Origin of the sequence: Streptomyces sp. PA03-5A (assembly GCF_033792725.1) — a bacterium.
Classification (GTDB): Bacteria; Actinomycetota; Actinomycetes; order Streptomycetales; family Streptomycetaceae; genus Actinacidiphila.
Genome location: NZ_JARAVL010000057.1, coordinates 1 through 13,849, shown reverse-complemented (window position 1 = coordinate 13,849; position 13,849 = coordinate 1). Strand labels below are relative to the sequence as shown.

The following is a 13,849-nucleotide window of genomic DNA, read 5'->3' as shown; positions in this document are numbered from 1 at the left end:
GTTCGTCACCTTTGTGAGGGGCATGACGCTGCCGACGGTCGCCGCCGTCTACGCCGAGGCCGGCCGGCCTGCTCTCGCGAGCGGATCAGGGGCGGGCTGGGTCTGGCTGACCCACGACGCCTACAGTGCCCCGCGCCGGTCGCAAGCCTGGGAACTGGCGCGCGATCTCACCGGCTTCCGGCACGTACATCGTGCGAGCGACCCGGGAGGTGCGCCGGTGGAAAGCGTCTTCCTGGCCTCCACGCCCCCATGCCGCTGCCCGCACGGGCAGGACTACGTGGTCCCCCATTGCGACGAGCACCCGATCCAGTTCACCCACGCTTCGGGCGGTTTCGAGGGGACCTACTTCAACTTCGGCATGCGACGCGAGTCCCGTCGCGCGGGCGGCTCGGCCGACCTGCTCGTCCGTGAACTCCTGGACGCGGGCATCGTGGGCCGCGACACCCCGCGGTACGACGCGGACGCCGCCTTCAACGCCGACGGTACCCACACCGTGCGCATCATCGCCGACCATTTCGGGCTGCCCTCACCGCCCCTCGCGCTCGCGCCGGCGGGGTGAGACCTGAGCGTGGTGACCCGGATCACCGGGTCAGTGGCCGGTCGTGCGGAGCCGGGCGAGGGTGCGCAGGCCGCGTGCGAGGACCTCGGGATCGTCGTGGGCGGCGCCGTAACGGATGCCCGAGACGGCGTCAAGGGCGGAGTCGACAGCCAGGCGTTCGTGCTCGAGCGGGGTGAGCTCCCGCCCGTAGCCGGTCAGGAAGGCCCCGTGGAGGTCCGGTCGGCCGGACCAGGCGTCGGAGAGCCGTACGAAGTCACGGAGCGCCGGTTGCGGCTCGCTGCGCTCGAAGTCGATCACGGCGAGCCGGCCCGACCACAGCAGGTTGCGCAGTTGGAAGTCGCCGTGCGTGGGCACCAGGTCGAGAGCGGGAAGGGCGGCTGCCCGGGCCGTCAGCGCGCGGACGAACTCCTCGTCACCCGGGGCCAGGTGGGGACGGGCGCCGTCCAGGTGCAGGTCGAGCTTCCCCGTGGCAGGTCCCTTGTCCCCGGAGGCGGGCCGTGGCGGTGCGCTGCCGTGGACGGCGGCGGCGAGCGCGCCGACGCGGACGAACATCGCACGTTCCTCCTCCGGGGGCCGGACGCCGACGTGGAGCGGGCGTCCGGGGACGGCGGTCACGACGATCGCGCGCAGCCGTTCGTCGGCCGCCACCAGGCGTGGCGTGGCGGCTCCCAGGGCCCGCACCCAGGTCCGGTAGGCCGTCACCTCCCGGTGGTGGAAGCGGTCGTTCTGGTGGATCTTGACGTAGCCGACGAGGCCGCCCGCACCGCACACCCGCCACACCCGACTGCTCTCGCGGGGCCAGGACGTGTCCGTCCACCGTTCGATCGGGCCGACGGCGCGTTCCGCGAACCGTCGCACCCGGGCTTCCGGCAGGCCCGGTCCGCAGGTCATGCCCAGCCCGACTCGGTGTAGTGGCGGCCGGCCCGGATGCCTTCGATCGCGGCCCGGGTGTACGGCACGAGGCGTTCGGGGAGGGCGTTCGGGTGCCACCAGCGCCAGGACAGGCACTTGTCGGGCTCGCGGACCACCGGTTCGCCCTGCCAGCGGCGTACGCGGAAGACGAGTTGCAGCCGGGGACGGCCGCCCGGCGCGTCGACGAGGTGCACGGCGTGCGCGAACTCGGCGTCCTCCGGCCTGATCCGCAGGCCCGTCTCCTCGTCCGCCTCGCGGACCAGGCACGCGACGGCGCTCTCCTGCTCGCAGTGCCCGGCGGGGAAGTGCCACTCGCCGCCGGCGAAGGCGGAGTCGGGGTGGCGCAGTCCGAGCAGGACCTGGCCGCCGGCGTTCTCCAGGTACAGGTGCGCGCCGACGACGTGGAGGACGCCCCGCCCGGCCGCCCGGGCTCCGGTGCCCGGCGGCACGGCCAGGCGGGCGTGCCGGCGGACGAGCTCCAGGGTCGCGTGGCCCAACCGCAGCCGCGGCATGACCTCGGGCCGGAACCAGCGCAGCAGGACGCCTTCGGTCAGTCGCAGGGCGTCGGGATCGCCGTTCCAGCGGCCGCTGAAGACCTGGACCGGCAGGAGCGACCCGTCCGGCTCGTGGACGTGCTCCACCGCGAAGGCGCGCAGCGCGGGCAGGTCGAGCCCCGCCTCCTCGCGCAGTTCACGCCGGGCGGTCGCCTCCAGGGACACGTCGCCCGGCTCACGGCCGCCGCCGAGCAGTGACCAGGCGCCGGGGTTGCGGATGTCCGGGCGGTGGTCGCGCAGGTGCAGGAGGTACTCGCCCTGGTCGTTGTGGATGAGCACCGAGGCGTTGCGCGGTTCACCGGCAGCCGGTGCACCGTCGTGGAGCGACGTCAAGCGAGCCTCCAAGCGAGCTCCGGGGGTGTGCGGTCACCAAGGTCAACGAGCGGGGACGGCCAACGGGAGGGCAGGTTCCGGCCTTTCTGCGCGCCCCTGTACGGGCCGCTCGCAGGAGCGGGCAGGGATGGCGCCAACTCGCAGCTTCACCAGCTAAGTTGTGTGCAGATCAGTTCGCGTATTCGAGTCCCCAGGGGATGGCCATGACCAGCGGCAGCGACGCTCCCGACGACTACGACTCCGCCGAGCAGCTCCGCCGGCGGATCGACACCACCAAGGCGCACCCGGCGCGCGTCTACGACGTCTTCCTCGGCGGCAGGGACAACTACCCCGTCGACCGTGAGGCGGCCGCGGCCGCGCTGGCCGCAAATCCCCGGGGCTACCTGGACGTGCGGCACAACCGCGACTTCCTGCGCCGCGCGGTGAACCACATCGCGGGGGAGACCGGCACACGCCAGTTCCTCGACATCGGCACCGGCCTGCCCACGCAGGAGAACGTGCACCAGATCGCGCAGCGGATCGCCCCCGACGCGCGGGTCGTGTACGTCGACAACGACCCCGTCGTCCTGGCCCACGCGCGCGCCCTGCTGACCAGCGGCCCCGAGGGACGGACCGACTACATCGACGCGGACCTGCGCGACCCCGCCGCGATCCTGCGCCAGGCGGCCGGCACGCTGGACCTCACCGAGCCCGTCGCGCTCGTGCTCGTCGCCGTCCTGCACTTCGTCGAGGACGACGAGGCGTACGGGATCGTCAAGCACCTCGTCGACGCGCTGCCCTCGGGCAGCCACGTCGTGCTGAGCCACCTCACCTCCGACCTCAATGCGGAGCAGATCGCCAAGGTCGCCAAGACCTACCAGGACCGCGGCTTCTCCTTCGTGCTCCGCGAGCACGCCGAGGTCCTGCGCTTCGTCACGGACAACGGCCTGGAGATCGTCGAGCCCGGGCTCGTACCCGTCCACCACTGGCGCCCTGACGACGTCGACGACACCCTCGCCACCCACGCCGACGCCTCGCCGGAGTTCATCGAGGGCCTCGAGGACATCGACGCGATCCGCTACCGGAGCATCACCGACGTCACGGACGCGGACATCAACGTCTACGCCGTGGTGGCCCGCAAGCCCTGACCCCGCCGTGCCCGGCGCCGCCCCTCCCGGACGGGGGGCGGCGCGGTCGTCAGCCGCGGCGGTAGATCGTGATCGAGTGCCCCACCTCGTCGATCGGCTCGCTGCCGGCGATGAGCTCGGCCAGCGCGCCCTCGGCCTTCGCGACCGAGGAGTCCGACACCACGAGCAGCCCGTGGACCTGGTCCTCGGGGACCTGGCGCGGATCGGCGGCGTGGATGCCGTAGTGGGCGGGGACCCCGCTGCCCTTGTAGACCAGCCAGACCCGCTCGCCGGGGTAGCGGTCGCGGAGCCGGTCCGCGAGGCGGCCCAGGTCCTGGCCCCAGTCGACGTTGGAGTCGTGCAGGCGCAGGTGGGTCCGGGACGTGCCGCCGAAGGCCTCGTTGGAGTACTGCAGGTAGTAGGGGAAGGTACGCAGCGAGCTGACGGCGACGAAGGCGACGAGGGCCGCCGCCGCCACGTCCGCCCACCGCCGTCGCAGGGCGGTGACGCAGGCCGCGGCGACGGCCCCGAACATCGGAAGGAAGACCACGTAGCGGACGCCGAAGTCCCGTGAGCCGGTCATGGCGGCGGCCGTCAGCACGGCCGCCGGGACGAGCAGGTACGGGGCGGCGGGGCGCAGCCGGGGGTGGGCGAGCAGCGCGGCGGTGCCGGCGAGCCACAGGGCCAGCATGCCGAGCGGAGTCTTCACCAGCACCGCGGCGGGCAGGTAGTACCAGAGCGCCCCGCGGTAGTGGCGGCCGAAGAGGAAGCCCTCGAAGGTCGAGTCCTCGAAGCCGAACTGGACGGCCATCCCGTCCCGGTACGCCCGCGGGAGCGGGAGCGCGTCCACGGCCCAGCCCCGAAGTCCGTGCAGGGCCGGCAGGGTGTCCGGCGCGGTCCAGCGCAGACGCGGGTCGACGACGAGGTACGCCGCCCACACCACTGCGACGGCGACGAGCCCGACCCCGCCCGCCGCGATCGCGGCGCGCCGCAGCGACCGGGCGGTGCCGGGCCGCTGCGCGCCCCGCGCACCAACGTGCCACACCGGCAGCGCTGCCAGGAGCAACAGGACCGGCACCGCGGGGAGCGTGCTCATCCGCGTGGCGACCGCCGCGCCCAACGCCGCACCGGCGAGCGGCAGGTACCGCCGGGGACGCTCCCGGGCCCGCCACAGCGCCCACACCGACGTCAGCAGGAAACCGGCCGCCGGGACGTCGAGGGTGGCGAGCGAGCCGTGCGCGATGACGTCCGGCGAGAACGCGTACAGGGCGAGCGCGAGCAGCCCCCCGGCGGGACCGGTGAGATCGCGCGCGAAGGCGAGCACCACCAGCCCGAACACCAGGGTCAGCGCGATCACCGGCAGCCGGGCCGCCAGCATCAGGCGCCAGGGATCGTTGCCCGACTCGTAGAGCACGCTGCGGCCGAGCTCCGTCTGGTCGCCCTCGAAGGCCGGGTCGAGGTGGGGGTGGGCGAACGCCAGACCACCGGCGATGAGGAGCTTGCCGAGCGGCGGGTGCTCGGGGTTGAAGCGCAGGCTGTGCTCGCGCAGATACACCGTAGCGGTGCCCACGTACACCGGCTCGTCGATGGTGGGCGTCTGCTGGACGGCCGTGGTGACCATCGCGAACGCCATCTGCGCCAGGAGCACGAGCACGGCCAGGACGTACAGCGGACGCCGGTGGCGCAGACCGGCCGGGAACCTGCGCACCCGGACCGTGGCGAGGGTGGTGGGCGTCGCCGGTTCGGGGGACACCGCGGCGGGCGAGGGCCGTTCCTGCGTCATCGTGCGCTTACCCCGTCGCCTGTACCTCTGGCGCCACCGCTCCGCGCCGGCGCCCTCCCGGTGGGCGCCGCGGGACACACTAGCCCCGCCGTCGTCACGGCGCGTGGGGTTCGGGGTGTTGCGCGGGACGTGTGCCGGACGCCGTACCGTGGGCGCATGGCAGTCCCCGAGCTGATCCGCATCGTCTCGCGTTCCTCCCCGATGGCGCTGGCCCAGGTCGAGCGCGTCCGCGCGGAACTGGCGGCGCTCCACCCCGGCATCCGGACGGAGGTCGTGCCCGTCACCACGTCCGGTGACCGCTGGATGGGCGACCTGGCCCAGCTCGGCGGCAAGGGTGCGTTCACCAAGGAGGTCGACGCCACGCTGCTGGAGGGCCGGGCCGACCTTGCCGTCCACTGCGTGAAGGACGTCCCCGCCGACCGGCCGCTGCCCGCCGGGACGGTCTTCGCCGCCTTCCTCAAGCGGGACGACATCCGCGACGCCCTGGTGCACCCCGGCGGCCTCACCCTCGACCGGCTCCCGCCCGGCACGCGCATCGGCACCTCCTCCGTACGCCGCATCGCGCAGATCATGGCCTCGCATCCGCACCTCACCTGCGTCCCCATGCGGGGCAACGCCAACCGCCGCCTGGACAAGCTCGCGGCGGGCGACGCGGACGCGCTGCTGCTGGCCGTGTCCGGGCTCGAGCGGATCGGCAGGACCGACGTGATCAGCGAGGTGCTCCCGGTCGAGACGATGATCCCGCCGATCGGCGCGGGCGTCCTCGCCCTGCAGTGCCGGGAGGGCGACGCCGGGACGATCGACGTCGTGAGCGACCTCGGCGACCCGGCCGCGCACCGGGAGACCACGGCGGAGCGGATGTTCCTCCACGTCCTGCAGGGCCACTGCAACAGCCCCATCGCCGGCTACGCCCACGCCGAACGCGACGGCCGGCTCTCGCTCCGGGCCCGGGTCTTCTCCCCGGACGGCAAGACCGTCCTCGACGCCCACGAATGGGCAGGACCGCTGGACCCCGCCACCCTCGGGACGTCGGTCGCGGTGGCACTGCTGCGGCAGGGTGCCCGCGAGCTGATCGACAGCATCGGCCACTGACGGGACCCGGGCCGCCGTCGACGCCCGGACCGCGGCGGGGAGACTGGTGGGCGCTGCCCGTCGTCCGTCACCGTCCTGGGAGAGCCGATTGTCCCGCCGCGACCCCCGTGTGCTCGTCTACACCCGCACCACCGACTACCGGCACGAGTCGATCCCCGACGGCGTCAGGGCGCTCACCGAGCTGGGAGCCGGGCACGGCTTCCGGGTGGACGCCACCGAACGGCCCGAGGACTTCGAGGGGGCCGGCCTGCGCGCGTACGACGCCGTGGTGTTCCTGTCCACCAGCGGGGAGGTGCTCAGCGACGCGGGCCGGGCCGCCCTCGCGGCGCACCACGCCGACGGCGCGGGGTTCATGGGCGTGCACGCCGCCGCCTGCACGGAGTACGACTGGCCCTACTACGGGGAGCTGCTGGGCGCGCGCTTCACGGGGCACCCGCCCCTGCAGGCGGGCACGGTCCTCGTCGAGGACGCCGCCCATCCCGCGACCGCGCACCTCGGCGCGGCGTGGAAGGTCACCGACGAGTGGTACGACTTCGACCGCAGTCCCCGCCCCGGGGTGCGGGTCCTGGCCTGCGCCGACGAGTCCTCGTACACGGGGGGCTCGATGGGCGCGGACCATCCGCTGGTGTGGTGCCACGAGTACGGCGGAGGGCCCGTCTTCTACACCGCGCTGGGGCACTCCGCGCAGGCCTACCACGACGCGGCCTTCCGGGCCCATCTGCTCGGCGGGCTCCGGTCGGTGCTGCCCGCGGCGACGGACTGAGCGGGAGTCGGCGCACGGCCTCAGAGGCGTCGCAGCACGGCGACCACCTTGCCCAGGATGACCGCCTCCTCGCCGGGGATCGGGTCGTAGGCGGGGTTGTGCGGCATGAGCCAGACCCGGTCGCCCTCGTGCTTGAGCCGCTTGACGGTGGCCTCGCCGTCGATCATCGCGGCCACGATGTCGCCGTGGTCGGCGGCGTCCTGGCTGCGCACCGTGACCCAGTCGCCGTCGCAGATCGCGACGCCCGTCATGGAGTCGCCGACGACCTTGAGGGCGAACAGCTCGCCCGCGCCGACGATCTGCCGGGGGAGTACGAAGACCTCGTCGACCTGCTCCTCGGCGAGGATCGGGGTGCCGGCCGCGATCCGGCCGATCACCGGCACGCGCGCGGACGGGGAGGCGCTGACGGGCACCGCACCCGGCTCGGAGTCGTGCTGCGACGGCCAGGAGCACCGCACGCGGTAGGCGCGGGGCCGGTGCGGATCCTGCTCGAGCACGCCCTTGCGCTGCAGCACCGCCAGCTGGTGGGCGACCGAGGAGGTGCTCGCCAGCCCCACGGCCTCACCGATCTCGCGCATCGACGGCGGGAAACCGCGGCTCTCCACCGAGCCCAGGATCGCCTCGACGATACGGGTCTGACGGTTGGTCAGCCCGTCGGGGCCGGGGTTGTCCGAGCCCTGCGGGCGCCCACGGCGCACTGTCGTCCTGGTGGGCTCCATGCCCCGTCCCTCCCTGTGCGGATCTTGCTGCGATACGTAACGTTACCCTGCTCCACGGCGTTTTTGGAACGCGTGTGCGAAATTCCGTGAAGATCTGTGAGCACGCCGCGCGGAACCGGCCGGGACCACCGGCGGAATCCCGTTGTCACAAACGGAGCCGCTGCCCGGTCAGACTTTGGGGCCCGTGCGCCCGGAAGCCGCGACCGGAATGGGTCCGCAATGGCTCCGGAATTCCCCGACCCGGCCGGAAGGCCCCCCGTGGGCCCGCCACGGCAATTCGCGCGCGGCGCGGGAAATGCCTGCCGTACGGCGACGTCGCTCCTCAACCGCGCTGAATGGGGCCCGGGCGAAGTGCCCCCGGGCCCGGAGGAAATCGCCGTCTGTGTACGCTGGAACGGGCAGTCGGGCGGATCTGACGGTGGAGGAAAACGCGACGATGCAGCCAGGCGACGCGGAACGCGGCGGCTCGCTCGACGAGGCCGCGGAGGTGTTCACGGCCCTGCGCCCCCGATTGTTCGGCATCGCCTACCGGATGCTCGGCAGCGCCGCGGAGGCCGAGGACGTCGTCCAGGACGTCTGGTTGCGGTGGCAGGCCGCCGACCGCGACGCCGTGGAGAATCCGACCGCGTTCCTGACCACCGCGACGACCCGGCTGGCGATCAACGTCACCCAGTCCGCCCGCGTGCGGCGCGAGGGCTATGTCGGGCCCTGGCTCCCGGAACCGGTCGACACGCGCGCCGACCCCGTGCTCGGCGCCGAGCGCGGCGAGGCGGTGGAGTTCGCGGTCCTGCTCCTGCTGGAGCGGCTGACGCCCACCGAGCGGGCGGCGTACGTGCTGCGCGAGGCGTTCGACTACCCGTACCGGGAGATCGCCACCGTGCTGGACCTGAGCGAGGCCAACTCCCGCCAGCTCGTCAGCCGCGCCCGCAAGCACATCGCCGCCGGGCGGCGCGAACAGGTGGGGAGCGCGGAGCACCGCCGGCTCCTCGAGGCGTTCGTGGCGGCGGCCAGGGCAGGCGACCTGGCCGGCCTGGAGAAACTGCTCGCCACGGACGTGGTGAACTACGGCGACGGCGGCGGCGCCGTGCGCAACGCCTCCAAGATCCCCGTGGTCGGCAGCGCCAAGGTGGCGAGGTTCGTCACCGCCTTCGCCCCGCGCTTCTGGCCCGACACCGAGGTGGTGTGGGTCGAGGCGAACGGGCAGACCGCGGCGCTCGTGTCCCAGGCCGGCACGCCGATGGCCCTGCTGGCCATCAGCGCCTCCGAGCAGGGCATCGACCAGCTCATGTGGGTGCTCAACCCGGCCAAGCTGACCGGCTTCAGCTCCTTGGCGGCGGGCCCGGACGCGCCGTCCGCGTAGGACCGGGCCCGGGGCGGCGCCCCGGGCCGCACATGGAGACCGCCTGGCCTCCGGTCAGACGTCGGCCGCTGCCCGGCCCGGGGCGCCGTCGCCCGCCCGCAGCAGCCGGAGGAAGGCCTTGAGACCCGTGATGATCTCCTCGTTGTCCGTGAGCCGGTTGACCGTGGCCTCGAACTCCCGTGCCAGCGCGGTGATCCGGCGGTCGGTGTCCTCGGCCCGCTCGTAGACCGACACGCCCAGCACGTCCACCGTGCGCCGCAGCTCCGCCAGGGCCCGGTACTGCTCCTCGGCCTTCTCCTCCAGGACCTTGATGCCGCTGTCCGTGCGCTCGACGCCCTTCTTGAGCTCCAGCACGTCGTCGCGTGGGTAGGTGACGTCCTTCAGCAGGGTGCCCAGCCGCTGCCGCAGCTGCCCGAACCATGCGCCCGCCGGGCGGAACACCGTGCTGAGCAGGAAGAACCCGGCGATCCAGTACCCCGCGCCGTGACCGGTCGCAAGCGTCACCGCCAGCACCCCGGCCGTCGTCAGCAGGTGCCCCGACAGGGCGGCCCGCAGCATCGTCCGGGCGATCCGCGCGGCCTCGGCGTCCCGCGCCCGGGGGACCACCAGGCCCTTCTCCCGGCTCACGGCGATCTCGGCCAGCACCGCGTGCGCCCGGAAGTAGACGTTCCACGGCACCGTGAGCAGCACCAGCATCCACAGCAGGCAGAGCACCCCCGCGCCCACGCCCAGGACCACCGGCAGCGGCGCGCCCACCGCGTAGACCAGTGCCAGCGCCCCCGCGGTCACCGCCAACGCCAGCACCGCGCCAAGGAGTCTCCCCATCGCCGTCACCAACCTCCTCCGTCCTAGGGTTCGTTGCCGCCATCGTCCCGCCCGGTCGGCCCGCGGGCATGAGTACGGCTACTCACCCCGCCTGCGCCCAGGTGCTGTGGCGCGGGGGCCGGTGGGACCGAATCGCATGCCTGCCGGAGAAGCGAGCAGCAACCGCGTGAATCCGTCCGCCGGAACGTGATTCCCCTGCCCCACGTGGCATGCGACAGGAAGGTCGTGCTCCCAGGAGGTCAGCGATGGTCCCGGTCCACCACCTCACGGCCGCCGTCGCGGACCGGGAGGTCTTCTACCGCGAGGCGGGCCCCCGCGACGCCCCCGTCGTCGTCCTGCTGCACGGCTTCCCCGCCAGCTCCCACATGTTCCGGCACCTCATCCCGCTGCTCGCGGACCGTTACCGGGTCCTCGCGCCCGACCACATCGGCTTCGGCCGGTCCTCGATGCCGTCCCTGCAGGACTTCCCCTACTCCTTCGACGCCCTCGCCGACGTGACGGCCGCCCTGCTGGAGCACCTCGGCGTCGGACGCCACGCGATGTACGTCCACGGCTACGGGGCGGCGATCGGCTGGCGCCTGGCACTGCGCGCCCCGGCGCGGATCACCGGGATCGTCACGCAGAACGGCAACGCCTACGCGGAGGGCCTCGTCGACTCCTTCTGGTCCGACGTGCGGGCCTACGCCGCCGACCCGTCACCGGGGAACGAGAAGGCCGTGCGCTACGCCCTCACCCCGGACGCCGTCCGCTGGCGGTACCTCAACGGCGTCCCCGACCCGGACCTGGTCAGCCCGGACACCTGGGCCCACGACGTCGCGCTCCTGCAGCGTCCCGGCAACGACGAGATCCAGCTGCGGCTGTTCCGCGACCACCCCCGGGACGTGGCCCTCCACCCGGCGCTGCACGAGTACTTCAGGGCCGGCCAGGTGCCGCTGCTGGCCGTGTGGGGCGCGAACGACGAGGTCTACGCCCCGGCCGGTGCCCGCGCCTTCCTCGGCGACCTGCCCGAGGCCGAGGTGCACCTCCTCGACACCGGGCACTTCGCCCTGGAGAGCCACCTGGACGCCGTCGCCGGGTACGTGCGGGGCTTCCTCGGCCGCGTCGTGCCCTGACCCCCGGGTGGCCCGGGTGGTGCGCTCAGCGGGGCCGGGTGATCGTCCGGTGCGCGACGTACGCGTCGACGCCGGCCGTCCCGTCGAGGCCCGCCGGGGCCCCGTTGACGGTCACCGGGCCGGTGCGCAGCCTGCGCGCGACGGCGACGGCGCGTCCGGGGTCGGTGGACCACACCCCGCCGGACACCCGGTACTCGCAGTCGTCGGCGATCCGTACCGCGTCGTCGTCCCCGTCGTGCGGGATGACCGTGACCACCGGGCCGGAGACCTCGGCCTGGGCGATGCGCATGCGGGGGTCGACGTCCGCGAAGAGCGTCGGCGCCACGTAGTAGCCCTCCTCAAGGCCCGCGGGGACCCGGGGACCACCGGTCACCAGCCGGGCGCCCTCCTCGATGCCCAGCTCGATGTACGACATCACCCGCTGCTGCCGCTCACGGCCGGCCATCGGCCCGATGCGGGTGTCCGGTGCCCCCGGGTCACCGACCTTCAGCGACGTGACGGCTTCCTGGGCCGCCGCGACGAACTCCTCGTACCGGCGGCGCGGGGCGAGGACGCGGGTCCGATCGGCGCACGTCCCCCCGTCGTCGCCGGGTGATGCGACCAGCCCCCGCACCGTCCGCGGGGCGTCGGCGTCGTCCAGGACGATCGCGGCCGCCTTGCCGCCCAGTTCCAGCCGGACCCGCTTGAGCTGCTCGCCGGCGAGGGCGGCGACGCGGCGGCCGGCCCGGGCGGAGCCGGTGAAGGCGATCGCGTCGACGTCCGGGTGGGTGACCAGGTACTCGCCGGTGTCCCGGTCGGCGGGCAGTACGCTCAGCGTGCCCTCGGGCAGTCCGGCCTCGGCGTACAGCTCGGCCAGCAGTCCCATGCCCAGCGAGTTCTCCGGCGTGACCTTCAGGATGACGGTGTTGCCCGCCAGGAGGGCCGGGGTCAGCTGCGCCGTGGCGGCCGCGAACGGGCACTGCCAGGGGATGACCGCCGCGACCACGCCGACCGGATCGCGCCGCACGATGGTGTCGAAACCCGGGGTGGGGTCACAGGGATGGACGGCCTCCTCCCAGCCGACTTCCCCGGCGGCCTTGAGGCAGGCGTCGACCCGCCGCGTGAGGGAGGCCTGCTCCGCATCGGTGAACCGGCGGGGCGTCCCGGTCGAGGCGGACACCCGTGCGGCCGCCTCCTGCGCACGCTCCTCGCGCAGCCCGTTCACCCGCCGGATCACCTCCTGCCGTTCCTTGGGGTCCAGATGCGGCCACGGCCCGCTGTTGAAGGCGGCGCGCGCCGTGGCGACGGCGGCGTCGGCGTCGCCCGGCGCGGCCTGGGCGGCGCGTCCGACCAGGGAGCGGTCGTGGGGTGAGCGGATGTCCAGCAGCCCGGGATGCGCCGGGGCGGTCCAGGCACCACCGATGTACAGCCTGTCGTAGACGATCATCGAGTGTTCCTCTCGGAGTCCGGGTCCGGGACGGTCCTGTCGCTCCGGGGAATCGACGGGATGCCCGATATAGGCTCGTTGGCAGTGATTTCCGTGATCAGCCCGCAGCGGCGCCCCACCGCGGGGCGGGCGGGCGGACCGCAGGACGGAGCCGGGAATGAGCGCAGCGCGCGGAGCGGGCGCCCGGGCGGCCGGGGGGACCGACGAGGCGCCGCGGCCCGGGCAGGGCCGCAGGCCGGCCGCCCTGGTCCGCGGCGAGGTGCTCGCGGCCGCGCGTGAACTGCTCCTCGCCGAGGGCATGGCCGCCTTCACCGTCGAGAAGGTGGCGCGGCGCTCCGGGGCGAGCCGGATGACCATCCACAAGTGGTGGCCGTCGCGGGGCGCACTGGCCCTCGACGCCTACGTCGCCGTCGTCGACGAGCGTCTGGTCTTCGAGGACACCGGCGACATCGAAGCGGACCTGACGGCCCACATGCGGAAGTTCGTGCGGCATCTGTGCGGCACCCCCGCGGGACGGGTCGTGTCCGAACTCATCGGCTGCGCCCAGACCGATCCCCCTCTCGGCGAGCTGTTCCGCGAGCGCTACTCCGGGCCGCGCCGCGCGCGCATGGCCGCCGTCCTGGAGCGGGCGCGGGACCGGGGCCAGCTGGCGGCGGACATCGATCCCCAGGCGCTGATCGACCAGTTGTGGGGGGCCTGCTACTTCCGGCTCCTGGTGGCCGACCACCCCGTCAGCGAGGGGTTCGCGGAGACCATCGTGCACCATCTGCTGCACGGCGTGGGCGGCCATGTCACGGACCCGGCATGAAGACGGCCTTGGTCTCCAGGTAGGCCTCCAGCCCCTCGGGGCCGCCCTCGCGCCCAATGTAGAAGCCCTGGCCGGTTCCCGCGGAGACTGCTGAGGACAGGTAGAACACGGCGCTTCGCTGAGGTCGGCCGGACCGCCTCCACCCCATCGGCCGGATCCGGCGATATGAGCACAGTGTCAATATAGTACGTAAGGAATGTTTCACGGGAAACATTCCTTATCGGGCAATTTGGCGCACGGAAGTGGTGTACCGGGGCATGAAGACGTGAAGAGCGGAAGCCGCGCCCACCGGTCTCCCGTGGGCGCGGCTTCCGCTTCCGTGAGGTGCGCGACCGTCCAGTCGCTGGTCAGAGGCCTGCTGTGGCCGGTCGCCAGATGTTCGGCTGGTGTCGGGGGCCGGTCGAGGGCCGGTCCCCGGCCGGGGTGTTACCGGCCGCCGCCACCGCCGCCGCCGTGGCCGCCGCCGCCACCGCCGCCGTGGCCGCCGCCGCCGCCGC

Annotated in this window: 14 protein-coding genes; 7 read left to right on the top strand and 7 right to left on the bottom strand. The window is 73.5% G+C overall.

All coding sequences use genetic code 11. From position 1 onward, the window contains the following. The first annotated feature begins 22 nt into the window (after nucleotides 1-22). Complete coding sequence (locus PV410_RS41310) at nucleotides 23-559, top strand: hypothetical protein (protein WP_500331789.1); 537 nt, start codon at nucleotides 23-25, stop codon at nucleotides 557-559. Nucleotides 560-589: 30 nt separating this feature from the next. Here PV410_RS41310 and PV410_RS41305 read toward each other — a convergent pair whose 3' ends face one another. Further along, a complete protein-coding gene (locus tag PV410_RS41305) occupies nucleotides 590-1,417 on the bottom strand; it encodes a phosphotransferase family protein (RefSeq protein ID WP_500331788.1) in 828 nt (275 codons plus the stop codon). 29 nt (nucleotides 1,418-1,446) lie between these two features. Then, the gene (locus PV410_RS41300; protein ID WP_500331786.1) at nucleotides 1,447-2,358 is read right to left on the bottom strand and encodes an NUDIX hydrolase; all 912 of its coding nucleotides are present in this window, start codon (nucleotides 2,356-2,358) and stop codon (nucleotides 1,447-1,449) included. A 203-nt stretch (nucleotides 2,359-2,561) separates the two neighbouring features. Between PV410_RS41300 and PV410_RS41295 the strand changes: the two genes are divergently transcribed. Beyond that, nucleotides 2,562-3,485 carry an SAM-dependent methyltransferase gene (locus PV410_RS41295; protein WP_500331784.1) on the top strand — a complete coding sequence of 308 codons (924 nt, stop codon included), beginning with the start codon at nucleotides 2,562-2,564 and terminating at the stop codon, nucleotides 3,483-3,485. Between the two features lie 49 nt (nucleotides 3,486-3,534). Here PV410_RS41295 and PV410_RS41290 read toward each other — a convergent pair whose 3' ends face one another. After that, nucleotides 3,535-5,247 carry an ArnT family glycosyltransferase gene (locus PV410_RS41290; RefSeq protein ID WP_500331782.1) on the bottom strand — a complete coding sequence of 571 codons (1,713 nt, stop codon included), beginning with the start codon at nucleotides 5,245-5,247 and terminating at the stop codon, nucleotides 3,535-3,537. 156 nt (nucleotides 5,248-5,403) lie between these two features. Between PV410_RS41290 and hemC the strand changes: the two genes are divergently transcribed. Then, entirely contained in the window at nucleotides 5,404-6,339 is a 936-nt protein-coding gene (hemC, locus tag PV410_RS41285; protein WP_500331780.1) for a hydroxymethylbilane synthase, read from the top strand. 88 nt (nucleotides 6,340-6,427) lie between these two features. After that, nucleotides 6,428-7,102, top strand: coding sequence for a ThuA domain-containing protein (locus PV410_RS41280; RefSeq protein WP_500331778.1), 675 nt, complete (start codon nucleotides 6,428-6,430; stop codon nucleotides 7,100-7,102). 20 nt (nucleotides 7,103-7,122) lie between these two features. Here the strand turns inward: PV410_RS41280 and lexA are convergent, their stop codons facing one another. After that, entirely contained in the window at nucleotides 7,123-7,821 is a 699-nt protein-coding gene (lexA, locus tag PV410_RS41275) for a transcriptional repressor LexA (RefSeq protein ID WP_500331777.1), read from the bottom strand. A 436-nt stretch (nucleotides 7,822-8,257) separates the two neighbouring features. Between lexA and PV410_RS41270 the strand changes: the two genes are divergently transcribed. Beyond that, complete coding sequence (locus PV410_RS41270) at nucleotides 8,258-9,181, top strand: RNA polymerase sigma-70 factor (protein ID WP_500331775.1); 924 nt, start codon at nucleotides 8,258-8,260, stop codon at nucleotides 9,179-9,181. Between the two features lie 54 nt (nucleotides 9,182-9,235). On the opposite strand, the gene PV410_RS41265 is transcribed toward PV410_RS41270, so the two are convergent. Continuing rightward, complete coding sequence (locus PV410_RS41265) at nucleotides 9,236-10,006, bottom strand: hypothetical protein (protein WP_500331773.1); 771 nt, start codon at nucleotides 10,004-10,006, stop codon at nucleotides 9,236-9,238. A 245-nt stretch (nucleotides 10,007-10,251) separates the two neighbouring features. Between PV410_RS41265 and PV410_RS41260 the strand changes: the two genes are divergently transcribed. Then, on the top strand, nucleotides 10,252-11,118 hold the full coding sequence (locus PV410_RS41260) for an alpha/beta fold hydrolase (RefSeq protein ID WP_500331771.1): 867 nt from the start codon (nucleotides 10,252-10,254) through the stop codon (nucleotides 11,116-11,118). A gap of 25 nt (nucleotides 11,119-11,143) precedes the next feature. On the opposite strand, the gene PV410_RS41255 is transcribed toward PV410_RS41260, so the two are convergent. After that, the gene (locus PV410_RS41255; RefSeq protein WP_500331769.1) at nucleotides 11,144-12,544 is read right to left on the bottom strand and encodes an aldehyde dehydrogenase family protein; all 1,401 of its coding nucleotides are present in this window, start codon (nucleotides 12,542-12,544) and stop codon (nucleotides 11,144-11,146) included. Nucleotides 12,545-12,701: 157 nt separating this feature from the next. On the opposite strand from PV410_RS41255, the gene PV410_RS41250 reads away from it, so the two are divergent. After that, entirely contained in the window at nucleotides 12,702-13,352 is a 651-nt protein-coding gene (locus PV410_RS41250) for a TetR-like C-terminal domain-containing protein (protein ID WP_500331767.1), read from the top strand. Here PV410_RS41250 and PV410_RS41245 read toward each other — a convergent pair. Next, nucleotides 13,336-13,461, bottom strand: a complete 126-nt coding sequence (locus PV410_RS41245) for a hypothetical protein (protein WP_500331765.1) — start codon at nucleotides 13,459-13,461, stop codon at nucleotides 13,336-13,338. The two genes, PV410_RS41250 and PV410_RS41245, sit on opposite strands and share 17 nt — an antisense overlap. Between the last annotated feature and the right edge of the window lie 388 nt (nucleotides 13,462-13,849).